Annotated in this window: 26 protein-coding genes; 2 read left to right on the top strand and 24 right to left on the bottom strand. The window is 70.9% G+C overall.

Annotation, left to right across the window (positions count from 1 at the left end):
- Positions 1-42 precede the first annotated feature (42 nt).
- Both MFF55_RS23570 and MFF55_RS23565 read left to right on the top strand, forming a co-directional pair.
- On the top strand, positions 43-987 hold the full coding sequence (locus tag MFF55_RS23570; RefSeq protein ID WP_238246548.1) for a hypothetical protein: 945 nt from the start codon (positions 43-45) through the stop codon (positions 985-987).
- Positions 987-1,739 carry a hypothetical protein gene (locus tag MFF55_RS23565; protein ID WP_238246547.1) on the top strand — a complete coding sequence of 251 codons (753 nt, stop codon included), beginning with the start codon at positions 987-989 and terminating at the stop codon, positions 1,737-1,739. Before MFF55_RS23570 ends, MFF55_RS23565 begins: the two co-directional genes overlap by 1 nt.
- A 22-nt stretch (positions 1,740-1,761) precedes the next feature.
- Here the strand turns inward: MFF55_RS23565 and MFF55_RS23560 are convergent, their stop codons facing one another.
- The 24 genes from MFF55_RS23560 to MFF55_RS23445 form a co-directional block, all read right to left on the bottom strand.
- The gene (locus MFF55_RS23560) at positions 1,762-2,214 is read right to left on the bottom strand and encodes a hypothetical protein (protein ID WP_238246546.1); all 453 of its coding nucleotides are present in this window, start codon (positions 2,212-2,214) and stop codon (positions 1,762-1,764) included.
- 48 nt (positions 2,215-2,262) lie between these two features.
- Complete coding sequence (locus MFF55_RS23555; RefSeq protein WP_238246545.1) at positions 2,263-2,556, bottom strand: helix-turn-helix domain-containing protein; 294 nt, start codon at positions 2,554-2,556, stop codon at positions 2,263-2,265.
- A gap of 73 nt (positions 2,557-2,629) precedes the next feature.
- A complete protein-coding gene (locus MFF55_RS23550; RefSeq protein ID WP_238246544.1) occupies positions 2,630-3,520 on the bottom strand; it encodes a hypothetical protein in 891 nt (296 codons plus the stop codon).
- Positions 3,520-3,861: a hypothetical protein gene (locus MFF55_RS23545; protein ID WP_238246543.1), complete on the bottom strand. Its 342-nt coding sequence runs from the start codon at positions 3,859-3,861 to the stop codon at positions 3,520-3,522. Before MFF55_RS23545 ends, MFF55_RS23550 begins: the two co-directional genes overlap by 1 nt.
- Before the next feature lie 2 nt (positions 3,862-3,863).
- Positions 3,864-5,921, bottom strand: a complete 2,058-nt coding sequence (locus MFF55_RS23540; protein WP_238246542.1) for a hypothetical protein — start codon at positions 5,919-5,921, stop codon at positions 3,864-3,866.
- Positions 5,918-6,466 carry a hypothetical protein gene (locus tag MFF55_RS23535; protein WP_238246541.1) on the bottom strand — a complete coding sequence of 183 codons (549 nt, stop codon included), beginning with the start codon at positions 6,464-6,466 and terminating at the stop codon, positions 5,918-5,920. Before MFF55_RS23535 ends, MFF55_RS23540 begins: the two co-directional genes overlap by 4 nt.
- A gap of 11 nt (positions 6,467-6,477) precedes the next feature.
- On the bottom strand, positions 6,478-9,915 hold the full coding sequence (locus tag MFF55_RS23530) for a hypothetical protein (RefSeq protein ID WP_238246540.1): 3,438 nt from the start codon (positions 9,913-9,915) through the stop codon (positions 6,478-6,480).
- Positions 9,916-9,919: 4 nt separating this feature from the next.
- Complete coding sequence (locus MFF55_RS23525) at positions 9,920-10,093, bottom strand: hypothetical protein (protein WP_238246539.1); 174 nt, start codon at positions 10,091-10,093, stop codon at positions 9,920-9,922.
- Between the two features lie 47 nt (positions 10,094-10,140).
- The gene (locus MFF55_RS23520; RefSeq protein ID WP_238246538.1) at positions 10,141-10,806 is read right to left on the bottom strand and encodes a hypothetical protein; all 666 of its coding nucleotides are present in this window, start codon (positions 10,804-10,806) and stop codon (positions 10,141-10,143) included.
- Positions 10,807-10,816: 10 nt separating this feature from the next.
- A complete protein-coding gene (locus MFF55_RS23515; protein WP_238246537.1) occupies positions 10,817-11,632 on the bottom strand; it encodes a hypothetical protein in 816 nt (271 codons plus the stop codon).
- A gap of 2 nt (positions 11,633-11,634) precedes the next feature.
- Positions 11,635-12,123 (bottom strand): hypothetical protein, encoded by a 489-nt coding sequence (locus MFF55_RS23510; RefSeq protein ID WP_238246536.1) that lies wholly within the window; start codon positions 12,121-12,123, stop codon positions 11,635-11,637.
- Positions 12,124-12,229: 106 nt separating this feature from the next.
- On the bottom strand, positions 12,230-12,802 hold the full coding sequence (locus tag MFF55_RS23505) for a hypothetical protein (RefSeq protein ID WP_238246535.1): 573 nt from the start codon (positions 12,800-12,802) through the stop codon (positions 12,230-12,232).
- A 57-nt stretch (positions 12,803-12,859) separates the two neighbouring features.
- Positions 12,860-13,378 (bottom strand): hypothetical protein, encoded by a 519-nt coding sequence (locus tag MFF55_RS23500; RefSeq protein WP_238246534.1) that lies wholly within the window; start codon positions 13,376-13,378, stop codon positions 12,860-12,862.
- Positions 13,375-14,685 (bottom strand): hypothetical protein, encoded by a 1,311-nt coding sequence (locus tag MFF55_RS23495; protein ID WP_238246533.1) that lies wholly within the window; start codon positions 14,683-14,685, stop codon positions 13,375-13,377. Before MFF55_RS23495 ends, MFF55_RS23500 begins: the two co-directional genes overlap by 4 nt.
- A 1-nt stretch (position 14,686) precedes the next feature.
- On the bottom strand, positions 14,687-15,055 hold the full coding sequence (locus MFF55_RS23490; RefSeq protein WP_238246532.1) for a hypothetical protein: 369 nt from the start codon (positions 15,053-15,055) through the stop codon (positions 14,687-14,689).
- Positions 15,056-15,129: 74 nt separating this feature from the next.
- Positions 15,130-16,170 (bottom strand): major capsid protein, encoded by a 1,041-nt coding sequence (locus MFF55_RS23485; RefSeq protein WP_238246531.1) that lies wholly within the window; start codon positions 16,168-16,170, stop codon positions 15,130-15,132.
- A gap of 26 nt (positions 16,171-16,196) precedes the next feature.
- Positions 16,197-16,880 carry a hypothetical protein gene (locus MFF55_RS23480; RefSeq protein ID WP_238246530.1) on the bottom strand — a complete coding sequence of 228 codons (684 nt, stop codon included), beginning with the start codon at positions 16,878-16,880 and terminating at the stop codon, positions 16,197-16,199.
- An 11-nt stretch (positions 16,881-16,891) separates the two neighbouring features.
- Positions 16,892-17,977 (bottom strand): HK97 family phage prohead protease, encoded by a 1,086-nt coding sequence (locus MFF55_RS26910; protein ID WP_283206792.1) that lies wholly within the window; start codon positions 17,975-17,977, stop codon positions 16,892-16,894.
- 72 nt (positions 17,978-18,049) lie between these two features.
- Complete coding sequence (locus MFF55_RS23470; RefSeq protein ID WP_238246529.1) at positions 18,050-19,651, bottom strand: phage portal protein; 1,602 nt, start codon at positions 19,649-19,651, stop codon at positions 18,050-18,052.
- 1 nt (position 19,652) lies between these two features.
- The gene (locus MFF55_RS23465) at positions 19,653-19,934 is read right to left on the bottom strand and encodes a hypothetical protein (protein ID WP_238246528.1); all 282 of its coding nucleotides are present in this window, start codon (positions 19,932-19,934) and stop codon (positions 19,653-19,655) included.
- 1 nt (position 19,935) lies between these two features.
- A complete protein-coding gene (locus MFF55_RS23460; protein ID WP_238246527.1) occupies positions 19,936-22,158 on the bottom strand; it encodes a terminase gpA endonuclease subunit in 2,223 nt (740 codons plus the stop codon).
- Positions 22,155-22,775, bottom strand: a complete 621-nt coding sequence (locus MFF55_RS23455) for a hypothetical protein (RefSeq protein ID WP_238246526.1) — start codon at positions 22,773-22,775, stop codon at positions 22,155-22,157. The genes MFF55_RS23460 and MFF55_RS23455 overlap by 4 nt, the downstream gene beginning before the upstream one ends.
- Positions 22,776-23,253: 478 nt before the next feature.
- Positions 23,254-23,553, bottom strand: a complete 300-nt coding sequence (locus MFF55_RS23450; RefSeq protein ID WP_238246525.1) for a hypothetical protein — start codon at positions 23,551-23,553, stop codon at positions 23,254-23,256.
- 167 nt (positions 23,554-23,720) lie between these two features.
- Complete coding sequence (locus MFF55_RS23445; RefSeq protein WP_238246524.1) at positions 23,721-24,509, bottom strand: hypothetical protein; 789 nt, start codon at positions 24,507-24,509, stop codon at positions 23,721-23,723.
- Positions 24,510-24,515 lie beyond the last annotated feature (6 nt).

The following is a 24,515-nucleotide window of genomic DNA, read 5'->3' as shown; positions in this document are numbered from 1 at the left end:
GGCGCATCATGGGCGATAAGCAATCGCCCATTGGAGCCCGCCATGTTGACCCTTGCCCTGTTCCTCCTGACGCTCGCCCTGACGCTCGCCGCGGCCTGGCACCTGGCGACCGATCCCCTTCCGCAGACGGTCCCGGCGCCGGCCCCGGCTATCCCGGTCGCGGCTCTCGGCCTGACGTGGCGACGCGCCCGAGAGGTCGGGACCCGCAACGGGCCGAGGGTGCTGTGGGTCGGCGACGGTGACGCGAGCCGCTACAGCCGGGCGTACCGCCTGGCGCGGAAGTCCCTTCGGTCGGTCGGCTACTCTTGGGGAAAGGAGGAGCGCGACCGCGGGATGACGGTGCCGGTCTGCTGGGAAGATCGGTCCGTGCCCGAAGGCTTCGTCTGGAAAGCCCTCGCCGAAGCCGAAGAGGCCCTGGCGGCCGACGACGCGAAGGCGGCCAAGGCCGAGGCGCAGCGCCTGCGGGACGCGGAGCTCGAAGCGGTGCTGAGCGGCGACGCCCGCCGCGAGGACATGGCCGCGCTGAGGCGCAGCCTGGACGTCCTCCATTGGGCTTGGAGCAAGCGGAAGCGGGAGCTCGCCGAGAGCCTATTCCGGGAGCCCAAGGATGCCGGCGGCGCGCCCCGGGCGCACGTCGCCAAGCTCGCCCGGGACCTCGTCGTCGAGGTCGACTGCGCCATCGAACGCGTGCGCCAGCGCGTCGCCCGGGACCCGGCCCACGATTGGCTAACCGCCGCGCAGGACGAGGGCGTGCGCCACTGCGTCCACGCCGCGACGCGGTATCTCTCGTCCCTCGACGAGGACCGCGCCACCGTCCAGAACGATGCCGGTTGGGGCAAGAGCCACTCGCACGCGGGGCACGTCCTCGCGGCCGAGAGGGAGCTCAATGTCATCCAGGCGAGCCACGCCCTGGCAGCGGTCTGGCGGCACCGGCGCCAGATCCCGGAGGCGCTGCGTCTCGGCTGCTTCGGACGGGAGGGGATGTGATGGCCCGCCGTCGCCCCGACCCCCGGCAGGCCTCGTTCTTCGACCTGCTCCTTCCCGGTCCGGCTCCGGCGCCCGTCGTCGAGGGGGCGCCCTCGAACCGCCCCGGCGAGACGCCGATGGACCTCGCCCTGATCGAGGCGGGCCTGGCCTGCCGCTACTCGCTGTCGATGGGCTACGCTCTCCAGGACGAGACGGTGCCCTTCATCCCTCGAAGCATCGCGTTTCCGGTCACGCTGAAACGCGACCGGGACGGGACCCCCTCGCTCCACCTGTCGACCCCCGCCTGCGCCGACCTTCCCTACGTTCGCCGCGTCGAGGAGATCACGGGACTCAAGGCGACCTACGGCGCCGGCGGCTACGAGGGCAGCGGCATAGGACACCATGCCATCGACCTCGCTACCGATGAGGGCTGGGAGCGACTGGCCGAGACCATGGCGCACACGACACTGGAAGCGGTGCTGACTTGCGTCGGCCTGCACCTGTTCTGGGGTGACCTGTCCGTTCGTAACGCCAGGTTCCTGATGGAGCGCCTGGGCGTAGAGGAGCCCGCCGACCGGAGCAGGGAGGCGCTCCTGCAGATCAAGGACGGCTGGAGCGATTATGGACTGAAGGGCGGCTGGACCGCGGTCCATGCCGTCGAGGAAGGTTGGATTAAGCCGGGGTCGACGAAGGGCAAGCGGACCACTCACGCCAGTATCACGCCCGAGGGCAAGGCGCGCATGGAGCGAAGCCGGTCGGACATCGCGGCCTGAGGCAGCGCCGGATTTCCGGCGGTCAGCCGTGGATGCCCTCTATGGGGACGAGGCGGATCTCGGCCCGGAGCCCGAGGGAGGCGGCAACGGCGAGGAGGCGGTCCAAGCCCCAGGTCTCGATATCGCCGGCGCGTAGCTGCGTCCGGACCCGCTGCGAGTTCATGCCCGGCATCCGACAGGGCTTGGCGCTGGGCACTCGGGCCTTGACGCGGGCGCAGAACTCGATGGGCGAACCTTCGAAGCTTGTCGCGATCTGCGTGGCGGTCTCCCGCTCCAACTCGGTAGCTGCCTGGTGGCCGGCCTCGGCGTTGTGCCGGGCGACGAGATCGTCGCCTCTGACTTTCATCCGGTACCGGGCGGATGCCAGCCCGGCCACGATGACGGCCCGGGCCGCGTCGGCCTCGGGGTAAGCTCTTGCTGGACGGGACGCGTGCACGCGGGCGAATCCCCTGATCTCGCAAGGGAATCGTGCCATCGGGACCATGTTCCTACAATGTCCGCCCGGGACCGCGAGGGGAACGCCCTACGCCGCGAGGGGAACCGCGTGCCGCTGCGGGAGTTGCCTCGGCCCCGCTGGGCGCACCCGGACCTCGACCTCGGCCTCCAGACCGAGGGCCCTGGCGATTCGCTCCAGGCGGTCGGCGGAGCATGCGTGCTGCTCGGGGCCAGCCAGCAACCGGTAGATGGCCTGCCTCGACCAAGGCTGCCCGGTCAGCCTGCAGAGGTCGTGGCGGTCGAGGCCCTTCTCCATGACGGCGCCGACGACGGCGTCATGGAGTTTGCGCTTAAGGAGGGTTTCGAGGGCGGCGAACTGCATGCCCGAAATCGTGCCTGCGCCCCTCCAATTCGGGAAGGGGGCCAGGGGCTGGTCGTGCCCCTGGCGGTCCCGGTCAGCGGGCGAGCGTCAGGGTCACCGCGAGCCCGGCCGCGGTCGCGTCCTGCGTCGCCGGCGCCACGACGCGAAGGACCGCCCCGGGGTTGAGGAACTGGAACGCGGCCATCGCGAACACGCCGACCTTGCTGCCGGCCGCGAACGTGATGGTCCCGACTTGCACGTCGTTGACGGTGAGGCGGTAGACCGACGCGGCGGTCGTCGCGACGTCGAGGGATGCGGCGCTCCTCGGCAAACCCGGCAGGAGATAGGTCGGCCGCGGGACCGCGTACCGGCGCACCACAGCCCCGGCGCCCGGCAGGCCGGATACGTCGACGTGGAGCTCGTCGTAGGGGGAGAGGCTGACCTGGCCCCAGGCGAACGACGGCGGTCCCGGATCGGCTGGGGCGACGTCGGCGAACGCCTTGAAATAGAGGACCTCCTGTCCGGGCGTGCCCGTGTAGACGACGTCGCCCGCGGCGTAGGCGAGCCCGGCCACGTAGGGTCCGCGGAACGTCTCACTGTCCCGGCCCTTGGCGGCGACGAGTTGCAGCCGGTTGGCCACCAGGTCGGTGTCGAGGGAGACGCTCGCCACGTGCGGCAGGAGCACGATGTAGCTGCTCCCCTGCCAGGTGATGAGGTCGTCGACCGCGTAGGACGAGCCGACGATGCGCGGCCCCTTGGGGAAGAACGGCCCGGGCGGGAGCGTGGCCGAGAACGTCCTGCCAAGCGAGGTCTGGAACGTGAGCGTCCGCAGGTCGGCGGACTGCGTCGAGCCGTTGATGATGTCCGTCCCGGCGGCGGCGATGACCTCGCCGAGCCTGGTCCAGAGCGCGCGGATGTTGCCCGCGTGCTGGACGGCGCTGAGGGGCGGGTCGCCCGGGTTCCAGTCGATGAAAGCGTCGGGCATCAGACCACCTGTCCTCTAACTTGGTAGCGGATCACCGAGGCGGGGGCCGTCAAAGACGGGGCGCCTCGGATCTGCTTGACGCTCAAGATCTCCAGCGCCCCGCCCGGGGCCTCGGGATTGTCGGGGCTGATGGACCCGGACAGGTCCGGCGGCTCCGGAAACCAGATCGGGCGCTGCGTCCCGTCTCCCGTGCCGAGGGAGTTGAGCGGGTCGCCGAAGCCTCCGGACAGGTTCGGGCCGGGATTTTCCGCGTCCGTCGGGATGCCCTGCGGGGCGGTCGTGGCCTGCCTGGCGCCGCTGTTGGCGACGGTCCTAATGAGGTCGATGAGGGTGTCGGCCATGACTATGCTGCCTGGGTGAGGTCGATGCCGCGGGGTGAGCGGAGGAGCGTGCCTTGCACGCGGATCTCCCGCTCGATGAGGCGCTCGGAGATGAGGGGCAGGAGCTTGACGTCGATCTGGGTCTGCCGGGTCACCTGCGCCGACGGCGCGATGCCCTGGGCGGCCGCCCTCGCGAAGTCCGCTTCCTGTTCGACGGCGCTGCCCCGCACGAGGATGTCGCGGACGGCATAGGCGTGCCACGTCAGGTACTGGGGGGCGTAGTGCTGGACGAGGGGGTCGGCGGTGACGACGAACTCGACGTCGTCACCGGCGCTGAGGAACTCCGTGCCCCGCTCAAGGAACGGGGTCTCGACCCCGAAATAGGCGTCGCCGCCGTAGCGGTCGATGACGGCCTGGCGGGCGAAGGCCTCGACGCCGGTGCCGAGCGGGACGCCGAGCGTCAGGGTCACCGTCTCGCCGTCGGCGCCGGACCACTTTTCCACGATCTTGTGGACGCGGCCCACGCACTCCTTGGCCGGCTGGTCCCAGCGTGCGGGCAGGAGGAATCGGACCTGGTCCTCCAGGTCCACGCTCGGCAGGTCGTCGCGGTTGCACGTGAGCGTGACCTGCCAGGACACCAGGCGCCCGAGCGCCGCCCTACGCATCCGGAGAAGGGCGTGAGCGATGAGGGCCTTCCCGCGCTCGGTGTCGAAGAAGGACGCCGCCGACCGGTCCGGCATCGGTGCGCTCAGGCCGGTGTCGACCCAGTCGTCGGATAGCTCGACCACGGCGTCGAGCTGGCGGGTGAGCCTGGTGCTGTACGGCTGCTCCGTCGTGTCCCTGACCGCCTGGAAAAGCTTCCCCGCGAGGAAGGCGTACGTGCCCTCGGCGAAGCCGTTTTCGGCGGTGTCGCCCTCGACGAGGATCTCCGCGTCCTCGTCCGTGGTGTCCGGCCGGTACAGATCGCGAAGCGTCGTCTCGCCCAGGTCGAGGACGCGGCGGATGCCCCCGACGCGCTGCACCGGCACGTCGAGCGTCAGCACCACCTTCTCGCGCCGGGTCTGGTTGTAGTTGAACCTGGCCGGCCACGAACGGAAGTAAGTGGTCTGGACCTGGCGGCGCTGATACTCGTGGTAATCGGTCGTTCGGGTGGACGTGTACGTCGTCGCGGTGACGGTCCCGGCCCCGTTCGGGTTGGGCACCTGGATGTAGTAGATGCGCCGGCTCTCGACGCGCCAGACGCGGCCGGTCTCCGCGGGCGTGCCCGCCGAGTAGACCTGCTGGATCTGGGGCTGGTCGAGCGACCACCCGATGTTGGCCGACATGTCCGTGTTGCCGCCGACGGTGTAGCCCAGGAGCGAGCTCAGGGCCGGCATGCGCGAGGCGATGTCGCACACGCCGGAGGCCGTCTGCTGGATGTTGGCGAAGAGGGTCCACTTGACCTGCTCGACCGCTCCCTCGCCCTCGGTGACGGAAAGGCTCGTCGGGTCGTAGCCGTCGCCCAGGTTATGGACGCGCGCGCTCGTGGCCACGTCCACCAGGGTGACCTCGTGGCTGACGGGGTCGTGGCGGATGAACGCGCTGGTCGAGGCCAGGAGGTCGTCGACGATGTGCTGGCTCCGGCCGAAGAGGAAGTCCACGGTGGCGTCGCCGCGGCGGCTCGGGTCCCGTCGCCCGCCGTCCGCCTGCCAGAGCCCCCCTTGGGAAGCGGCGAGGACGGCCCGGGCGGCCGCGTCCCGACGCTCCTCCCAGTCCTCCGGCGAGCACTCGAACTGCAGGGTCAGCGTGTCGCCGGTCAGCGCCGACGGCATCGCCCGGACGTAGCCCCGGGCGCGGACGGTCGCGGTCGCCATCGTGCCGTCATCGGACACGACGAGGGCCACGCCGCGACGCTGCCCGGGCGCGAGGATCCCCCAGCCCGGGTGGGCCATCTCGACCTCCAGGGCGGGCAGCGCGCCGCGCTCGCGGGTCAGGGTCCCGCTGAGGATCTGGTCGTTGCCCTCCTCCATCGCCGTCGCGAGGTCGGCGTCGGTGATCGGGTCGAGGGCGTCCTCAAGCCAGACGAGGTGCTGGATGCTCATGTGCGGTCCACCAGGGTGAGGCCCCAGCCCTGCGTCCCGGAGCGCGTGTCGGTCGTCCCTGGACGGTAGTCGGTGACGACGCACGGGCGGATGGCCCGGTACTGCACGGAGACGTCGACGTCCTGGGCCTGCAGGAGGGTCACCACCTTGCCGGCGACGGTCACCGGGATGCGGGTCTTCTCGCCGTCGCGATGCGCCAACACGGCGTAGCCCCACGGCTTGGATGGGTCCGGGACGGGCGGCCGCCGCAGAACCACGCTGAGCATGCCGGCCGGGATGCGGGCGGCCTCGAACCGGGCGGAGTGGAGCTCGACGAGGTCCCTCACGTTGACGTCGTCGAGGGTCGGTCCCCAGCGCGTGCCGTCGGCCGACAGGGTAATGACGTGCCGGTGGTCGTCGCGCGGACCCTGGATGATGGGGCGTCCGTTCCACGAGCGGGCGGTCGTGTTCGACGCGAACCGGGCGTGCTCCTCCTGAATTCCCCAGTCGGCGCCGGCCGGGATGACGATCCCGGAGAGGCCGATGCGGAGGTGGCGGCGGTCCATGAGCGGCATCGTCAGCGTCCGAAACGTTGGAAGTCCCGCAGGGAGCGGGCGTACTCGTCGTCCGTCTGGCTGGCGTTGATGGTGCCGGCCCCCGGGATGTTGATGATGAGCGGGTTGCGGGGCGCGGCCTGGCCGCCGAGGTTGGGCTGCGGCATCGCCGCCAGGCGCGAGCGCTCGACCTCAGCCGCGACCTGGCGCGTCGCGTCGAGTTGCTGCTGGGCGATGGCCGCCTGCTGGGCCGACCACTGCGGCCAATCGGACGGCTGGTAGAGGCCCGCCCTGACCTGGATGCCGAACTCCTGCTGGGGGGACAGGGAGGCGTTGGCCTGCCGGATGGCCTGCTGCCCCGGCGAGTTGTCCCGGTCGTTGACCCACGATTCGAACTGGCCGATCCACCTATCGATGGCGGTCCCCTTGAGGACGCTCGCCAGGGCGGTTCCGCCGGCGACGCCGCCGATGATCGCCATGACCAACGGGTTGGCGGCGAGCCCCGCGATGGTGGCGAGCGCCGTCCCAAGCGTGCCGAAGGCAGCCGCCAGGCCGCTCACCGCGCCGGCCGCGCCAGTCGCCGCTCCGATGCCGGTGATGAGCCCGAGGGCGCCCCGGAGCAAGGGCATGAGTACCCGCATCGTTCCGGTGAACGTCAGTATCGCAACGAAGAAGACGATGCTCTCGAAGTTTAGGCCAGTAGTATAGCGCACGAAATCAAAGATCGTGTCGTAGACCTTCCTGAACCAACCCCAGGCTTCCTTGGCCGCGTCGGCCATGAACCAGAAGCCGTCGGCCAGTGGCTTCATCCAGGCAAAGTTGAAGGCCGTGTCCTTCTCCGGATTGCCGATCTGCTCCCAGACCTTGGCGATGTCCGCGCCCAGGAGCTTGAACCACGCGACCCACTCGTCGATGTACGCGCGCGCGGCCTTGAAGCCCTCCAGCATCCCGACGAGCATCTTGGCCGGGCCGGTGGAGACCGTCGCGTCGGTGCCGCCATTCCACACGGCCATGAGATCGCGCCACGCCAGCTTGGCGTACTCGACGACCTCGACGATGCCGTCCCGGATCGCGGTGAGCCACGGGAACCTGGTGGAGACGTTGTAGTCCTGGAAGGTCGAGAGATAATAGATGTCGGTGAAGAACTGCTTGACCAGCGTATAGGTGTAGGTGAGCCCGTTGCGCAGGGAGATGAGCCACGGGAACTCGACCACGTTCTGGTCCTGGCCCATGATCGTGTAGTAGGCCTCCCGCATCAGGCGGCCGGTGGCCATGGCGACCGTCCCAAGGATGATCAGGCCCTCGCGGACCGGCAGGAGCCAGCGGTTGGCGATGGAGCCGTCGTACTGGCGCCCCCCGAAGATCATGATGCCGATGTCGCGGGTCAGGCTGTAGAAGGTCTGGAACGCCATCCGGAACGCGTTCGCGATGGCCACGCGGTTGCGCCCGAGGTCGGTCGCCGCGGCCCCCAGCATGCGGGACACGTCCGGGCCGACGGCGGCCATGATCTCCAGGGAGACGCCCTTCCACGCCTGGGCCATGTCGTCGACGGCCTGCTTGTAGAAGCGCGCGCGAGTGAGATCCCCCTGCGTCAGGGAGGAGCCGAGCTCGCGCTGCCGGAGCCCCGTCTGTGCGAGGAGGTCCTCCTGCTCCATCAGCATCTTGAAGAACGGCACGAGCTTGCCCGTGTCGTCCTCGCCGAAAAGCTGCATCATCGCGCCGAGCTTCTCGGTCTGACCCAAGCCCTCAAGCTTCATCAGGACCGGAAACAGTAGTTCGTCAGTAGTCTTGAGTTGACCGTTCGCCTTCTTCAGGTCGATGCCCATCTGGGCGAAGACCTTGCCGATGTCGCTGTCGGGCGAGATCGCGGCCGAGCGCACCTGGCCCTGGAATTGGAGGAGCGAGGCTCTCAGGTCGTTGACGTCGATGTCCGCCTTCTTGGCGGCCTCGGCCACGATCTGGAACGTCGCCGGGTCGAGGCCCGTCGAGAGCGACGTGTTGTAGGTCTCGCGGGCGTAATCCGACCCCGTCGCCGTGGCCTTCCCCGCGAGGCCGCCGATGCCGGCGCCTGACGCCCCGCTGAGAAGTCCCCCGGCCGCGCCGCCGAGCGCGATCTTGCCGATGCCGCCGAGGGCAGCCCGGAGCTTGCTACCCATCGTGCCGAACGCGGTCGCGACCGTGCCTGCGGCCTTCACCTGGTCACCGAGGGATGTCGTGGTCGCGCGCACCTCCCGGCCGACCCGGGCCTCTGCGGCGACGCGGTCGACGGCGCCACGCGTGGCGGCCTGGCCCGCGGTCCTGGAAGCGCGCTCGGCGTCGCGGCGGCCGCGCTCCGCCTCCCGCTCGGCCCGCAGGTCGGCGGCCACGCGGGTGCGGATATCGGCGAGCTCGCGCCGGGCCTGCTCCCGGGCGCGACGCTCGCGCTCGCGCTGGATGCGGGTCTCGGCCGCGGCCTGGCGCGCGAGATCGGCCTGACGCTGGGCGGCCGCTGCAGCCTCGGCGGCGGCCGCCTCCCGGGACTGGCGCAGGCGTTCCACCGCGTCCCGGGCGGCCTGCCTCGCGGCCGCGCGCTGGGCAATCGAGGTGGCCCGCATGGCGGAGAGCGCGGTCCGGGCCGCGAGCTCGTCGGCCTGGGCTTGCGCCCGGAGGGCGGCGAGCCGTTGGGCGTCCGCCGCGGCCTGCTGCTGGGCGAGCTCGCGCAGGGCCCTGACGCGGGCGGCCACGGCCTGGGCGTCGGCGCGGATCTGTGCCTGCCTCGCGGCGGCGTCGGCACGGGCCTGGGCCTGGCGCTGCGCCCCCTCCTGCCGGATCAGGGCGACGCGGGCGGCGGCATCGGCGGCGTCGCGACGGGCCTGCTGGCTCGCGGCCTCGGCGGCGGCGCGTGCGGCGGCCTGCGCGGCCTGCATCTGGCGACGGCCCTGCCGGTCGGCCTCGGCCGCGCGAACGCGGGCCTGGCGGATCTCGTCCTGGAGGTTCCGCGCCGCGGCCCTGGCCCGGTCGGCCGCCTCCCGGGCCTGCTGCCTCGCGGCGTCCTGCGCCGCCCGGGCGAGCGCGGCCTGGATCGCGCCCATGCCGGCGGTCGGGCCGGCGACGGCTCCGGCGCGGCGGGCCGCGGCCTCGGACTCACGCTGGGCTTGGTTGGCCGATTCGCGAGCCAGCCGGATGCGGTCGGCCGCCTGCTGGCGGGCGATCTGGGACTGGCGCTGCGCGGCCTCCTGCGCGATGCGGACTTGGTTCTGGGCAGCCTGCGCCGCGGCCTGGACCTGGGCGCGCGCGGCCTCGGTCGACCGGCGGGCGGCATCCTGCGCGGCCGCGCCCGAGCGTCCGGCGAGGTCCCCGGCCTGGCGGGTGATGCGGGTGACGCGGCCGAGCGTCTCGGCGGTCGAGCGGAAGGCGGCCTGGACCGCGTCCAAGCCCACGACGGCGAAGCGGGTCCGGATATCGGCTACCTCGCGACGCACGGTCTCACTCCTCTCCGGTCATGGCGCGGACCCAAGCGGTCCACTTCTCGGGGGCGGCGCCCATCCCCATGCCCATCGCTTGCGCCATGCGGACCGAGGCCTCGTTCTCCCGGTGTCGCCGCAGGCGCATGCGGTACCGGACCGAGGCGATGCTCAGGTCCCATGCCGCCGGTCCCATCCGCTCCTCCAGGAGGAGGACCTCCTCGATCAGCGCTACGAGGAGGCTCAGCCGCGGGCGGCTCGGGCCTTCGGCTTGCTCGACTGCGCCGCCCGCCGGGCCTGCCGGTTCGAGTTGCTCGTCGGGCTGGTCCTCGCCTTCGAAGGCGTCGGGGTCGACGTAGTCGTCGCCTGGTCCTTCGCCTGGCTGGACGCCTGCATCACCGTCAGGGTCCGGCCCCTGATCTTGCGTCCCACCCGGGCGAAAAAATCCTCGGGGTCGGCGCCCCAGGTCCCTTCCTCGATGATGGCGAGGGCGGTCATGAGCTCCTCGTCGTCGCCGCCGAGGAGCCAGGCCTCGACCTCCTCGTCGCCCGGGAAGCCGATGCCGCAGGCGATGAAGGCCATGTTGGCGGCGGCCGCGTCGGATGCCTGGGCGTCGAGGTAGCCCTTGCGGTCGACCAGCGCGTCGAGGGCCTTCACGTCGTCGACCGTGGGCTCGCGCCCCTCGGCCTCGACCTGGTCGATGCCTTCCTTCGCCACCGCGATCTGGGCGCCGAGCACGTAGAAGCTCTTGGCGCACTCGAACCGGCCGAGCACGTACTGGCAGTAGTGCCCGACGGAGAGCGGGAACCACGGGACCTGCTTGCCGAACAGCGTGACGGTCCCGCCCGCCGCCGGGGAGACCCCGGCGATGGCGCGGAACTGGTCCTTGGTGAGGAGGTTGCGGGACATCCGTCAGACCTCAGACCAGGTCGACCATGTAGCCGTACTCCATGCCCGGGGGCTGGGAGTAATCGGCCTCCATGGTCGCCGAGGTGGTGACCTTGGTGATGTCGTTGCTGTCCGCGATCCAGGCGACGTCGCCGCTCTCGCCGCCGAAGTTGAGCGTCGGGATGACGATCTTGCGGTTGGTGCCGCGCAGGTTGTTCTGGCGGAGCACGAAGCGGCCGCGCAGGGACAGGAGCTGCAGGAGCTCGATGACGCTGCGGCCGGCCGAGGCGGCGACCGCCGGGGCCGAGAAGCTCACGACCACGTCCTCGTTGAGGGACGCCTCGGCCGGGAACATGATGACCTGGACGATGCCCGACTTGCTGTCGTGGCGGTACTGGGCGGGCGTGAGGGCCTCGCCGCCGACGGTGACCGAGGTGACGGAGGTGTTCACCAGGCCGGCGGACGCGGCCTCCTCGGCGGCGTCGTCGCCGGCCTTGAGCTCAAGCCACTCGTTGACCATGGCGCCCGGGAAGGTCTGCGACTTGGCGGCGACGATGGCCTGGGTGAAGGGGCGGACGTTGGCCATGTGGGACAGGCGCAGGCCGAGCACGTTCAGCGTGCCGAACTCGACGTCGACCATGCCGGTGAGCTCGGAGTAGTCGGTCGCGATGATCGGCCGGCTGGGGTCCTCGGGGGACCGGGTCTCGGTCTTGGTCTCGGACTTCTTGAACATGCAGGTCGCATGGCCGAAGGGGACGAGCGCGGTGGTGCCCTCAAGCTGGAAGGCGCACTGGCCCGACGGCTTGTTGAGGAGGCGGGCGTCGAGAGGCTTGAAAACGGCGGCCATGTTCAGACGAGCTCCGAGGTGTCGTTGAGGGGTTCGAACCGGTCGGGGGTGGCCTCGCCGGTGATGAAGGTCGCGACGAACGCGAGGTGGAAGCCGCCCTGGCTGCCGGCCTCGGACGCGAAGGTCTGCGGCTTGGCGCCGACGAGCTTGAAGTCGTCGATGGGCAGGCCGAGCACGTGCGGCCCGGAGAGGATGGCCCGCACCTGGTTGGCGAGCGCCCTGGCCAGACGGCTGAAATCGGCGATGCCGGCGTCGAGGATGACGAGGACGTCGACTTGGACGGTCCGCTCGATGAGGCGGTCGCCGCCCTCGTTCCCGAGGTAGGTCGGGGCGCTCTCGTCCCCGATGTCGACCGCGAGGGCCGGCAGATGGGCGGCCTTCACCGGGAACTGCTCGGGGCCGAGGACGCGCTTGGCCAGCGTCGCGTTCGCCTCCAGGGCGGCGCGGACGGCATCCTCAAGCTGGGTCAGGCAGTCGACGTCTTCGGACAACGGGCTCTCGCTGGCGTGCGAGAGGGAGTGTCAGGGGTCACCCGTGGCCAGTTCCAGGCCACGCCGACCGCCGGAAATGCGGCGGCCCGGGCCTGCGGGAGTCCCGCTAGTCGGCGACCGGCGGACGCGGCCGGACGGGCACGATGCGGTCCTCCGGCAGGTCGGGGTATAGCTCTCGGAGGAATGCCATCCGCTTCGCCCGGTAGCCTTCGGGGTCCAGCGCGAGGAGCGACATGCGCTTGATCTCGGCGTAGCGGCGGATGAGCAATATCGTGACCAGCAAGATCATGGTCAGGCCGAAGGCGCGGATGGTCCACGCCTTGGCGCCGAAGAAGACCGCCGCCACGTCGAGGGGCTGCCCCGCCGGGCGCCTGGCCCCCTCGATGACGAGGACGATCAAGTCGAGCGAGTACCCCATCAGGCTGACGATGATGTAAGCCGCGACGCCCCAGGTGAACATGGCCTGCTGCGCGATCATGACGGGGATGATCGCGCCCCTGTTGTAGGCCTCTACTTGCTCGTTGAGGGTTTTGACCTGGCGGTCGAGGGCCTTCTTGCTGGACGCCGCGTCATAGGACGACCACAGGGCCACGACGCGCGGCGTGAGGAGGTTGCCGATGACGCCAAGGGCCAGGCTGCCGATGATGGCTAAAGGGTAGGCGACGAGGAAATCCCACATGCGGGGACGATGCAGGGCGCGTCCGATGCCAGCAAGGGCAGCGGACCGCTGTCCACACTACTCGGGCGTGAGGCAGTACCTGCGCAGGCCGCCCGCGGGCCAATCCCTGGGCGTCCCCACCGTGTAGGCGGTGCCGTCCACGTCGACGACGTCGCTCCGGCGCAGCACCCCGGCCGCGGCCAGCGCGACGAGGGGACCGCCGCTGTCGGCATCGCCGGCGACGTAGACCGAGAGATTGTCCCCCTCGAAGGACACGTCCGCGCGCTGGGCAGCCACAAGCTGCAGGGTGACGCTGCCCGCGGTCGCGAGCGGGGAGCGCACGTGCCAGAGCTTGCCGTCCACGTGGACGAGGTCGCCGATCTCCACGCCAGGCGCGGCCGCCTCCTCGATGACGACGAGGCTCTCCGCGTCGAGCATGGGGACCTCCCCGTTCAGCCGGTCGCGCACGAGCTCGCGCCGCGTGAAACCCCCGCGTGTGACGACGGTCCCGTGGGCCACGGTCTCAAGGACGCACGCCTCGGACAGCGACGAGGCCGCCAGGGTCCGGGCGAGGACGAGCGCGAGGACGGAGGTCACGGGTGAGCCTGGACGTAGGCCTCCAGCGCCGCGACGCGTTCTCTTAGGTCCTGCAACGTAGTGGAGAGCAACAGGTTGTTATAGTTCTCATACACGCCAGAATAGATTGAAGAACCGTCGCGGTACAGCAACTGAGCGAGAACGTGCTGCAGGTCTTTGGCATAGAAGTACACGCCCTGGCCTGAGAGCGGCTGCGTATCGACGGAAACCTTTGCGGCGGGTACGAATTCGTTGGAAAGTTCGAGCGTGCCGAACGTGGCAGGCAGCCCGAACAGCGCCGCCAGGTCGCCGGTGAGGTCTGCGTTGCCTGGGACAGGATTGATGCCGCCCCAAACAAGCCGGAGCGCCACCGTCCCCTCCGGGAACGTCGCGACTTCGAGGTTCGTGGCAACGCTCCCGCCGACGACCGCCGCGCTGAACCGCAGGTCGTTGAAGGTCATTCCGGCGACGTAGGTGTACGTCGAGCTATGTCCGGGGTTTTCGACGCTGGTCGCGATTAGCTGCATCCCGTCCTGGATGGCGGGGAAGTAATCGGCAATCGGGACCAGATACGGGTCGGGTGCTGACGAGGTATTCGGACTGATGCTACCCGTGAAGTAGTTGTAATCGTAGCTCACAACGGACGTCGTCAGGTCGTCGAGCCTGTCGGCCGCACCATCGGACGCACCGCCCGTCGGGCGCGCCGCGAGCTCGGAGAGGGTCGCCCGGTCCTGGGCGAGCGTGAGATGCAGCGGCATGCCCCTGGCCGGGTCGTAGACGTTGGGCGTGGCCACGTCGTAGGGCAGCCCAAGCTCGGCATAACCCTCGTCGACCACGGCATCCCGGTAGAAGCCCACCCACTGGTAGACGGCGTCGGACGAGGCGCTGAGGTCGAGCAACTGGCCGGCGTTTCTCGCCGTGACGACGAGCTTGCCCTCGAACGCCTGTGCCACGACCGGCCGAGGCGCGCCGTCCTCCAGCCCGCCTAGCGGACCCTCGTTCAGCGCCTCGACGAGTGCGTCGAGCGACGAGATCTGGTCGAGCCCGACGAGCGTCAGCGTCACGTCGACCGTGGCGTCGAACCGTCCACGGACGGAGAGTATCAGCGGATCGGTGGGGCCTGGCGTCGACACGAAATTGTTTGAGGGCACGATGACCGCGAATGGGGGCAGCCCAGAGTTCGGGAGCCCTTCAAACGCAGGACGCGCCGCGAGCTCGGCGATGCCGCCCTGCACGGTCTCGGCCTGCAACCCGGTAACCGGGGCGAGCGCGACCTGCCCGGCGGCGGGGGCGGCCGCGGCGGACGCGGCGGGGACGAAGGTCTGCATGTCAGGCGGTCCCGTCCACGGTGGCGGCGGCGAGGATCTTGAGGGCGAAGTCGGCGTCGCCGAGGAGCCGGAGCACGGCCTGGCCGGCGTCCGTCACGGCGACGGTCCAGGTCCCCGCGCGCAACGGGAACATGACCGCCCGGGCCGCGGCGCCCTGGAGCGCACCGACCTGGGCGGCGTGTCCCGCGTAGAGGACGCGCCCTTCCGGGACGTCGAGCATGAAGAGGCTGCCCGCCTCGGCGACGATGCCGTCGAGCGCGACAGGGGCGTCCCCGTCCACCGGCAGGGAGTAGACCCGGCCGCCCAGCGGGAAGGCGTCGGCGGTCTCGGCCCGGGCGAACACGGCTCCGGCGATTACCTTGTCTGCCACGAGAAGCTCCTGTGAGAAGGGCCCGCCCGGGGTTCGGACGGGCCCTGATGTCGGCGCTGGTCGGGAAGCCGCCCTTACTTGAGGGGGGCGTGCGCCCTGAGGCTCTTCTGGCCGATGACCCGGACCTTGATGACGGCGCGGGGGCGAGCCATCAGGTTGAGGAAGCAAGCCTGCAGGAGGACCTCCTCTCCCTTGCCGTGACGGAGCGACTCCACGCTGGCGTAGAAGTCGAGGGGGTTGCCCCAGAACTCGGTCATGTCGGACGGGCCGGTGATCGACCGGGCCTGGCCGGCGCCGACGGGGGAGAAGTACATGAACTCGTCCGACACGAAGCCGTCGGTGGTTCCGTCGGGCTTGGTGTACCGGGCGCGCCCGTAGGACGCGAGGTCGACGCTCTCCGACATGCGCACGCCCTTGCGCTTGTCGATGGACTGCTGCTGCACGTTCAGCGGGTTCTGGGCCTGCGCCTCGACCTCCTTGTTCAGGCGGAGGTTGGCGTGGGCGTTGCGGCCGGCGATGGCCACGTAGCGGTCGGCCGCCATGGCGCCGAGCTCGTCCTCGGAGGCTTCCATGAGCTCGATGAACGCCTCGGTCGCGTTGAACTTGGCGTCCGTCAGGTCCCACTCCAACTCGATCTGCTCCTCGCCGAGGCGCTGATAGATGTCGAGGACGAGGGAGCCGTCGTCGTCGAGGACCTTGCCCTCAAGCCAACCCTTCGCGCGCTGGAAGCCCTTGGTGTGGACCATGGACTGGACCATCGGCATGACGATGCTGTCGCGGTAGGCCTGCAGCATGACGAGGTTGGTGCCGCCGGTCTCGCGGCGGTTGAGGACCTCGCGGTTGTGGATCGTATCCCGGAGCTCGTAGACCGGAATCGGGATCTTGACCGTGTGGCGCTTGGCGCGGTCCTGGGTGGCCGCCTCGCCGCCGCGGGCGGTCACGGGCACCAGGCGCACGGTGCCCTGCTCGATGTCGATCTGGATGTCCTCGGTCACGGAGGTGGTCTCCGTGGCGGGGATCAGGGTCTGGATGCCCGGGTCGACGTAGGGCATCTTGTTGACCGCATCGGTCATCGAGACGTTCGAGAACGGGTCGTTGCTGAACACGTCGGACATTGCCGTAGCTCCTGTTTCGGCCGCGCTCAGCGGGTCCGGAAGATGATGCCGCGGGCCTCGGCGGCCGCGACGATGACCGCGTGGATGGCGGCGGTCTGGTTGGCGTCCACGCCCTCGGGGAAGGCGATGCGGGACTCAGCGACCTCGGCCTCTCGGATGAGGAGGGCGCCGATCAGCTTCTCGCCCGGGGCGCCGCCGCCGACCTCGCCGACGAGGAATCCCGCGAAGACCTGGGCCCCGGTCAGGAGGCCCGCGCCGGCGGGGACGGCGGTGGTACCGGCCGCGGCGTAGGAGACCGTGACGGTGAAGGTGTCGCCCGCCGCGAAGTCGGTCGCGCCGTCGGCGATGGTGAAGTTGACCGGGCCGTCGAAGGCGGCGCCGACCTGGGCGATGCCCACGGGGACGCCGGCCGGGCTGGAGACCTCGAAGGTGCCGCCGTTGGCGGCCGGCTCGATGCAGATGACGGTGTAGGCGCCGGCCTTGGCCGAGGCGTCCGCGGTCAGGGCGCCGAGGGCGCCGTTGCCGACGTTGCCAGCCTTGGCGACCGAGGCGACCGACTGGGCGCCGGCCGGGAACGCCAGGGGGGTCGAGGCCTCGTAGTAGGTGACCGGGGCCACCTTCACGTTGCCGTAGGAGCGGTCGCCCACGGCGTGGAGGATGAACTCGGCGTCCTTGCGACGCTCGGAGATGCGGTAGGTCTCGACGGCCATCGGTCAGGTCCTCAGTTGGCGGCGGCCGCGCGGTGCGCGGCGTAGGCGTTGCGGGTCAGGAGGGGAGCCTCGGCGCGGCCGCCGCTCACCGGGGCGGCCGCGCCGAAGATCTCGCCGCCGGTGGTGGCGATGGCGGCGACGCACACGGACCGGAGCTCGGCGACGGTGGCGCCGGTGCCGGCGAGGGCCTCGAACTCCTTCGAGACCTTCTCGCCGCGGCCGCGGGCGACCTCCCGGAGGGCGGCGACGTGCGCGGTGCGCTCGGCGTCGGCACCGGTGACCGGGGCCTTAGGGGCGGCGGCGGCGCGGGAGGCCAGGGTGGCTTCGGCCTTCGCCAGGGCGGACCGGGCGGCCTCGACCTCGGCCGTGGCGGCCTCGACGGTCTCGGTGGCAGCGGGAAGGACGGGGGCCGTCACGACGGCGGCCGCCTCGGGCTCGGCCTCGGAACGCTGGCCGGCGGGGGGCGGGACGATCTTAGCTTGGGGCACGTAGGGCTCTCCGGAACGGATGCGGGCGGAAGGGTCGGCGGGCACGGGGACGACGCTCGCCTCGCGGGGGCGCCACTTGGTGATGGTCACCAGCGGGTCCTGGTTCTCGCGGACGGTCAGCGTCTCTTCGATGATGTCGAAGCCGCCGCTCATGCTGCGGAGGATGCCGTCGGCGATGTCCTGGGCGATTGGCTCGACGTCGGGGCGGCGGGACAGGCGCGCCCGGCAGTTGAGGGCCTCGCCCTCGACCTCGGCAGACTCGATGACGCCGATGACGCTCTCGATGTCCCAGTAGCGATGGGAGTTGAGGACGCTGGACCCGACGAGCTCGACGAGGCCGACGGCGCCGGCCATGTCGAGCTTCTCCTCGACCCGGGTGTAGGCGGGCCAGCGGTCGCCGTCGGTGAGGACGTAGCGGTAGGAGTTGCAGGACCGCGAGGTGAGGAGCGTGAACTCGAAGGTGCGGGCCTCGGCGTCGAAGGTGCCCGACGCCGGGGCGCCGTTGACGGCCGCCCGGGTGCGGATCTCGCCGGCGCGCAGGCCGCGCGTCAGCCGGTGGGCGACGGGCGCCTCGGCCTTGTCCTGGTCCTGGGTAGCGGCCTGCGGCACGCGGGGTCTCTCCGTGATCTGCGGAGAGTGTCCCCCCTCACCCGTGACCAGTTCCAGGCCACGCCGCGCGCCTCAGTCGTCGTCCCGGTCGATGGGCCCGTCCTCCGTGGAGGACGACTCGACGATGTCCCTCTCGCGGGATTCCTCCGCGATGGCCTCGGCGAGGATGCGGGCGGCGGCCTGCGCCTCCGGACCCCAGGCCGGGGCGCCGGTCTTGAAGCCGAGGGCCTGGTTCCGGGCCGCCGCCTTTGCGGCGCGACGGGCGCGGACCTCGGGGCGCATGCCGAACATGCTGGTGGTGACCGTGTCCGGGTCGATGACCTCGGCCTTGATCGCGCCGACCAGGCTGTTGAGCTCCTGCGACATGCGGGTGATCTGCATCGCCGGCCACTGCCAGTCGCAGAGGTAGGCCTCCCACAGCGGCCGCCCCGGGGGCGGGGTCCAGAGGCCGGTGGCGACGCAGGCGTCGACGAAGGACCGGCGCATCCGGTTGAGAACCTGGTGCTCGACCCGGGCGTGCTCGATGTCCGCCTTCCGGCGGAGCGAGATGCCGGCGAAGCTCATGGCCCGTTCGGTGATGGTCTCGTAGTCGCCGGTGACCTCGTGGACCGGCGTGCCGATGCCGGCGCAGACGTAGAGGAGGTTGAGGCGGATCGTGGGGCTGAAGTTCGGGTTGGCCGGGGGCGACCGCATGTTCATCTTCATCCCGGTCGGGGCGCGCCCGATCATCCCCGGGGACAGCATGATGCTGTCCATGAACTGCTGCTTCTCGGCCTCGCTCGGCCCGTCCTCGCCATCGGGGAGGTCCTCCTCGAACATGATGGACATGCAGGTCGCGTTGCGCGCGATGACGGCGTTGGCGTCCTCGAACTCGGCGTTCTTGAGGGAGCGCAGGACGCCGGCGGCGAGCGGCACCTCGGGGCGCACGGCGCCGGTCTCGGACGGGACGTGGAGGTGGTGGAACTCGTCGGCCGGGACGCGGGTCTGCCCGGGCACGCTCCAGCCATTGGGGTCGCGCGGGTGGCGCTGGTAGGGGTGGTAGGCGACGCGGCGCTCCAGCGCGTCGAGCTCGACGCCGTTCACGATGCGGCCGCCGCCGTCGAGGATGCGGTTGTGGCCGGTCGGCAGGAAGTGCGTGCCGAGGGACTGCCACTGCAGGGGGACGAGAAGCCCCGCCTCCGGGACGAAGGTCCCGTCCACCAGGCGCTTCGCGCGCCGGGCCCGGCGCCGGACCATGGCCTCGCCGTCGAGGCTGTAGTCCCGGTACAGGTCGTCCCGGAGCCACCCGCCGAGGTCGCTCACGCCGCGTGAGTCGAACTGCCCGGACGCGGCGCACCACAGGTCGTCGAGCTCGGGGAACTTGGACACCGGCACGGGGCCGGTCGACATCATGAGCTCGCCGGTCTTGTTGACCAGGCTCCGGACCCAATTGTCGTTGCGGTACTGGTGCCGGACGAGCCGCTGGCAGGGCCGGAAGAACTTGACCGCGTCGAAGGGGCCGAGCTCGGCGACCTGCGGAACGGACGAGCGCTGCGAGGCCGCCATGTAGGCCGGCAAGGTGCGGCCGGCGCCGCCGGTAGAGAAGCCGTCGCCGGAGCGCCTGCCTCCCGCAGCGAAGGCGCCGCGCAGGCCGTGGGCGACGCGCGCCAGGAGGCCCGGGGGATGGGCGGCCATGTCAGTAGCCCCCGTCGTACTGGACGAGGAAATTGCGCATCCTCAGGCGGCTGCGGTCGTTCCTCGGCGGGGGCGCGGGACGCTCGGTGCCACGGATCTCGGCGAGCCGGCAGCGCAGTTCCCAGATGATGAGGCGGCCCTTCTCGGCCGGGGTGAGGTTGGCGTAGCCGGACCCGTTGAAGCCCATGATCTCGGCGCCGGCCGCGATCTGGGTCTGGATGTGGTCGATGGACTTGAGGCACCGCGCCTCGTCCCATTCGGCGAACGTGTTCCAGGTCGTCATGTCACCATCCCCGGCCGAAGCCGTGCTTGACCCCGAACCGGCGCGGGGCGTTCCCCAGGGCCTGATCGGCGACCGGGGCCGGAACCGCCGCCCGGCCGCCGGCGCCGGAAATGCGGCGCACGCCGGCGAGCGGACGGCCCTCGTTCGGGAGAGGGTCCACCCCGGGGCGTGACCCGTTCAAGGCCACGGGAGCGAGCGCCGGATTTCCGGCGGGGACGGGGCGCGCCTCAAGCTTGATGGCGGACGCCTCGCGGACCCGGCGGCTCTTAGCCTTGCGCAGGCAGAGCGCGGCGTAGGCGTAGACGAGACAGTCGAGTGCCTCGTTCGAGGTGCCCGGCTTGGTGACGTCCCACCAGGTCCGGCCCTTGTCGTCGGTGTGCAGGCTCTCGGCCGCCAAGTGGTCCCACAGCGCGTCGCGGCGCAGGTGCTCGGGCGCGTGGATGCTCTCGGCCCCGCCGACCTTGTAGCCGAGGCGGCGGTAGACCGTGTCCTTGGCGCTCTGGGTGCCGATCGGCTGGAACTCGTAGCCCGACTTGGAGACGCTGGCCCGCTTGGTGATGATGGGCATGCGCGAGCCGTGGGCCTCGCGCCGTCCCTTCCCGGCGATGACCTTGCGCTTGCGGCTCTCGCGATGGTGGCAGAAGGCCAGGGCGCGGTTCATGTCGTAGCCGACGTCGACCACGACCGCCTCGGGGCGCAGGACCTCGCCGTCGGCGGTGACCCAGTCGCGGTCGAGCGCCGCCCAGACCGCCCGGGCCGCGTCGGGCGAGAACGGCTCCAGGTCCTCCATGACGGGCTTGCCGTCGCGGTCGACGCCCGGGACGCCGTCGATGACGACGCGGTCGAGGATCCACGACTCCTCCCCCTCGCCGTAGCCGACGAAGACGATCTCGTGCCGGGGCTTGCCGTTGCGGCCGCCCTCCTGGGTGTCGACGCCGGCGGTCACGGTGAGAACGCCGGCCGGCATGTGCCCGTCCGGATACGCCTCGCACCGGTCGGCGAGGGTGTGGGCGTCCACGGTGCCCGGACCCTCGGGCTGCCAGGGGCGCGCCCGCACCAGGTTCATGAAGGGCTGGCGCTGGTCCGGGTCCTTGATCTGGGCCTCGTTGTCCCGGACGATGTGCATCCACGTGCACTGCGGGTCGGTCGAGTAGGCCGCCCAAGCCCAGAGGCCGAGGTGCCCCTCCTCGCCGGTGGTGACCTGCGGGACGATATCCCCCGCATCCATCATCGAGACCTTGTCCGTCTCCTCGATGGCGCCACCGCAATGGGCGCACTCGTACCAGACGTCGTTCGGCCGGCCGGTGGCGTCGTCGCAGGTGTACCGCAGGCCCTTGCCCAGTCGGACGTCCCGGCTGTCGACGCGCTGGATGTCGTCCCAGAACTCCTGCACCTCGCCCGGGCAGCACGGGCTCGGCATCATGAAGAGGCCCTGATCGGACTTGGCGTACTCCTCCGAGGTCAGGCAGAAGCCGACGACGGTGGGGGTGCCGCCGACGTAGACGATGGGGTCGTTGAACTCCTGGGCCCGGCGCTTGATCAGGGCGAGCTTCGACCCCTCCCCCTTCTTGCCCGCGGTGCCGGCCTGGTACTCGGGGGACGACGCCTCGTCGACGGCGATGAACATGCCCTTCACGGCGCGCATCGAGCCGTTCGTCATGACGCCGCGAAGCTGGATGCTGGCGCCGGTCGTCAGGATGCGGTCCATCCACGCGTCCTGGACGCCCGAGCGGGTGTCGGCCCGGAGCAGGTGCGCGAGCTCCGGGCTCTCCGTGAGCATCGGGTAGAGCTTCTTGTCGTGGAAATCCTGGGCGTCGCCCTCGGTGCGCTCGTAGAACAGGGTGTCGGCGCCGACGTGGCCCGAGAAGAAGATGACGCCGCCGCCGTTGAGGAGGGACGAGCCGAACCGGGGCGGCTTGACGAAGTCCATCTGGCGAACGCCGGGCCGCTGCCAGCGCCGGGCGACGGCGGCCTGGATCGGGTTCAGGACGAGGGGCCCGGCCCGCTCCGAGATCGCGTAGGGCAGCCGGACGTTGTCCCGGAGCCAGTCGACGATGTCGACGTGCGGGTTCGGCACCAGGGCGTCGGCCGAGGCCGCGCTCCCGCGGTTGAACAGCGCCGTGCCCTTCGCCGAGATGTCGAGGTAGACCGCGTCGATGCCCGGCTCCTCGGAGACGCAGGTCGGGAGGACGAGGTCGGGACCGTGGTCGGAGACCTGCTTCAAGCGGCCGCCTCCGATGCCAAGGGCGCCGGCGCGGCCGCGGCGGACTCAGCCTCGGCCGCGGCGAACTCGGCGGCCTCCCGGATCTGGTTGGCCGCCTCGGCGAGGGCCTCGTAGCAGTAGCCCTTGGCGCTGCGGCGCCACTCGTCGACGCGCTCTTGGGGGAATCCCACCATGTCCCGGGAGAGGCGGTCGGGGATGGCCATGACGGTCTGGCGCAGGATGCCGTAGGCGCGCTGCATCGCGGCCTGCATGGGGGCCCGGTGCACCAGGGCCTTCTCGCTCTCGCCCATCCGGACGAAGCGGTCACGCGCCATGATGGCCTTGTAGGGGTCGGTGATCCCCATGAAGGAAAAGGCGCCGGTGACCGGGGCGTTCTTGATCGCGTCGGTGCGGATCTGCTCCTCGCGCCATGCGAGGTAGGCCCGGATGTCGACCTGGTAGGCGACGCCGTGGCGGCCGCCGCGGACCGTGGGCATGCCCTTCTGGACCCAGGCGCTCAGCGTGTCCCGGTGGACCCCTGTCAGGTCGGCGAGGTCGACGAGGGAGAACAGCCGGCCGAGCGCCGGATTTCCGGCGGGGGTCTGGTCGAGGTCGGCGGGCGTCGCGGCGTCGGTCATCGAAGGGTGCGTTCCGCATTCGGCGGACCCCTATCCCGCTGGCCGGTCTGGCCTTTCGCCCGATGCGAATGCGGAATGCGGAGCCCTCTCAAAAAAATTCACAAGTCGCGCGGACCTGGGGGCGAATGCCTCCCCGCAGGTTCTCCTGGCGTCCAGGGGACCCCATCCCCTCGGCCCGCCAGCTAGGCAGCGGGCCTCGCCTGATGCCCTCGCGTTCGAAGGATGGATGGTGGCCCGCCTCGGCATGCACGACCGTCATCGAGCCTCCCTGGGCTTCGGTCTCTCAGAGCTTCTTCATGGCCGGCCTCCGGGCAGCGGTGGCACCCCTCCCCCCATTGGGGTGGGTCGATGCCCGAGAGGGTGCGCGTGCGCCCGTCACCAGTTCCAGGCCACAACGGGAAGGAGCGGCCCCCTGGTGGAGGCCGCCCCTGCGGTAGGCTGGGATGGTGGCCCCGGGGTGCGCCCGGGGCCGGTGGGCTCAGTATCCCTTGTGCTGCCGGTCGTAGGCCAGCATCCCGATGGCCCGCTCCCGGACACGCCCGTCCCGGGCGACGCGGTCGGTGCCGGCGATGAGGTCGTAGCCGGCCTCGGGGGAGAGGGGAGCGTACCGGTCGTCAAGCTGGACGGCGGTGGCGACGGTGCGGGCGGCGGTCTCGACGGCCCAGTCGAGGTCGATGACGATGGTCTCGCCGCCGGCCTGGTACTCGAAGGGAGCCTCGAAGAAGTCCCAGTCCCCGGTGGTCGCGGCTTCGATGATCTTGGTGCTGTCGGTGTTCATCTTGATCTCCTGCGGGTCTGTGCTGCCGATGAAGGTATAGTGCCACATCTAAGCTTTATCTGCAACAGGCGAGCGCAAGTATTCTTCAATAAAGCGCACACGCGCCCAAGTATTCGCTGGCGCGCCTCGGGGCTGGCGCGACGGGCGCCGTAAATGCGGCGGCCGGCCTAGCGCTGGGAGCGGCGAGCCCGGGTCGCCATGTAGCCGATGGCGTCGGCGAGCTCGTCCTCCATGAGGGACGGGATCAGGGCGAGGGCCTCGTTGACGGCGCGGTCGTAGGGCTCCTGCATGACGGGCTGGTAGCTGGCCTGCTGGATCGCGACGAGGAGGGCCCGGGGCCTGCCGAGGTTCACGAGGATGCTCCGCCCGTTCTTGCCGACGGGGGCGCGGTCGCGGCCGGGGCGCGCGATGAAGCCCATGAGGCGGCTGCCCCCGACCTCGATCTCGCCCCGGTAGACGCCCCACCGGCCCGCGACGCGGCGCTTGGCGACGGTGCCGGAGGCCTCGCGGGCGAGCCTGGCGGCGACCCCGCCGGGCAGGTTGCCGTACCGGTTCCGGCTGATGCCCTGCGTCGCCTGCAGGTTCTTCCAGTGCGGCACGTAGATCTTGCCCGACGCCAGGCCGACGTCGCCCGGGCGGCGGACGTTGGGGTTGTCGCCCATCGCGTACTTCATGACGATGGACTGGTCTGACCGAGTGTAGAGGCTCGCCTCGACCGCGTCGCCGCGCCGGTTCAGGGCGCGCGTGTAGCCGAAGGCGCGCCGCATCCACGGCGTGGGGTTTTCGAAGGCCTCGTCGATGGCCGAGGTCGCACCCTTGCTGGCGGCCTTGGCGACCTCGGACGCCGTCCACGCGCAGGCCCGGCGGTAGCGGTCGAGCGAGGACTCGCTGATGAAGGCGTCCTGCCAGGCCGCGACCTGGTCGAAGATGTCGGAGGTGAAGTCGATGCCGGCCATGCCCGG

The organism is Methylobacterium iners (genome assembly GCF_022179305.1).
Classification (GTDB): Bacteria; Pseudomonadota; Alphaproteobacteria; order Rhizobiales; family Beijerinckiaceae; genus Methylobacterium; species Methylobacterium iners.
The sequence above is the reverse complement of the archived record's forward strand: the minus strand, read 5'-3'. Positions and strand labels throughout refer to the sequence as shown.

Bases quoted from the DNA above. Each gene is read 5' to 3' on its own strand.
- MFF55_RS23570 (WP_238246548.1), top strand. From the start codon at position 43: ATGTTGACCCTTGCCCTGTTCCTCCTGACGCTCGCCCTGACGCTCGCC.
- MFF55_RS23565 (WP_238246547.1), top strand. From the start codon at position 987: ATGGCCCGCCGTCGCCCCGACCCCCGGCAGGCCTCGTTCTTCGACCTG.
- MFF55_RS23560 (WP_238246546.1), bottom strand. From the start codon at position 2,214: ATGGCACGATTCCCTTGCGAGATCAGGGGATTCGCCCGCGTGCACGCG.
- MFF55_RS23555 (WP_238246545.1), bottom strand. From the start codon at position 2,556: ATGCAGTTCGCCGCCCTCGAAACCCTCCTTAAGCGCAAACTCCATGAC.
- MFF55_RS23550 (WP_238246544.1), bottom strand. From the start codon at position 3,520: ATGCCCGACGCTTTCATCGACTGGAACCCGGGCGACCCGCCCCTCAGC.
- MFF55_RS23545 (WP_238246543.1), bottom strand. From the start codon at position 3,861: ATGGCCGACACCCTCATCGACCTCATTAGGACCGTCGCCAACAGCGGC.
- MFF55_RS23540 (WP_238246542.1), bottom strand. From the start codon at position 5,921: ATGAGCATCCAGCACCTCGTCTGGCTTGAGGACGCCCTCGACCCGATC.
- MFF55_RS23535 (WP_238246541.1), bottom strand. From the start codon at position 6,466: ATGGACCGCCGCCACCTCCGCATCGGCCTCTCCGGGATCGTCATCCCG.
- MFF55_RS23525 (WP_238246539.1), bottom strand. From the start codon at position 10,093: ATGGGACCGGCGGCATGGGACCTGAGCATCGCCTCGGTCCGGTACCGC.
- MFF55_RS23520 (WP_238246538.1), bottom strand. From the start codon at position 10,806: ATGTCCCGCAACCTCCTCACCAAGGACCAGTTCCGCGCCATCGCCGGG.
- MFF55_RS23515 (WP_238246537.1), bottom strand. From the start codon at position 11,632: ATGGCCGCCGTTTTCAAGCCTCTCGACGCCCGCCTCCTCAACAAGCCG.
- MFF55_RS23505 (WP_238246535.1), bottom strand. From the start codon at position 12,802: ATGTGGGATTTCCTCGTCGCCTACCCTTTAGCCATCATCGGCAGCCTG.
- MFF55_RS23495 (WP_238246533.1), bottom strand. From the start codon at position 14,685: ATGCAGACCTTCGTCCCCGCCGCGTCCGCCGCGGCCGCCCCCGCCGCC.
- MFF55_RS23485 (WP_238246531.1), bottom strand. From the start codon at position 16,170: ATGTCCGACGTGTTCAGCAACGACCCGTTCTCGAACGTCTCGATGACC.
- MFF55_RS23480 (WP_238246530.1), bottom strand. From the start codon at position 16,880: ATGGCCGTCGAGACCTACCGCATCTCCGAGCGTCGCAAGGACGCCGAG.
- MFF55_RS23470 (WP_238246529.1), bottom strand. From the start codon at position 19,651: ATGGCCGCCCATCCCCCGGGCCTCCTGGCGCGCGTCGCCCACGGCCTG.
- MFF55_RS23465 (WP_238246528.1), bottom strand. From the start codon at position 19,934: ATGACGACCTGGAACACGTTCGCCGAATGGGACGAGGCGCGGTGCCTC.
- MFF55_RS23455 (WP_238246526.1), bottom strand. From the start codon at position 22,775: ATGACCGACGCCGCGACGCCCGCCGACCTCGACCAGACCCCCGCCGGA.
- MFF55_RS23450 (WP_238246525.1), bottom strand. From the start codon at position 23,553: ATGAACACCGACAGCACCAAGATCATCGAAGCCGCGACCACCGGGGAC.
- MFF55_RS23445 (WP_238246524.1), bottom strand. From the start codon at position 24,509: ATGGCCGGCATCGACTTCACCTCCGACATCTTCGACCAGGTCGCGGCC.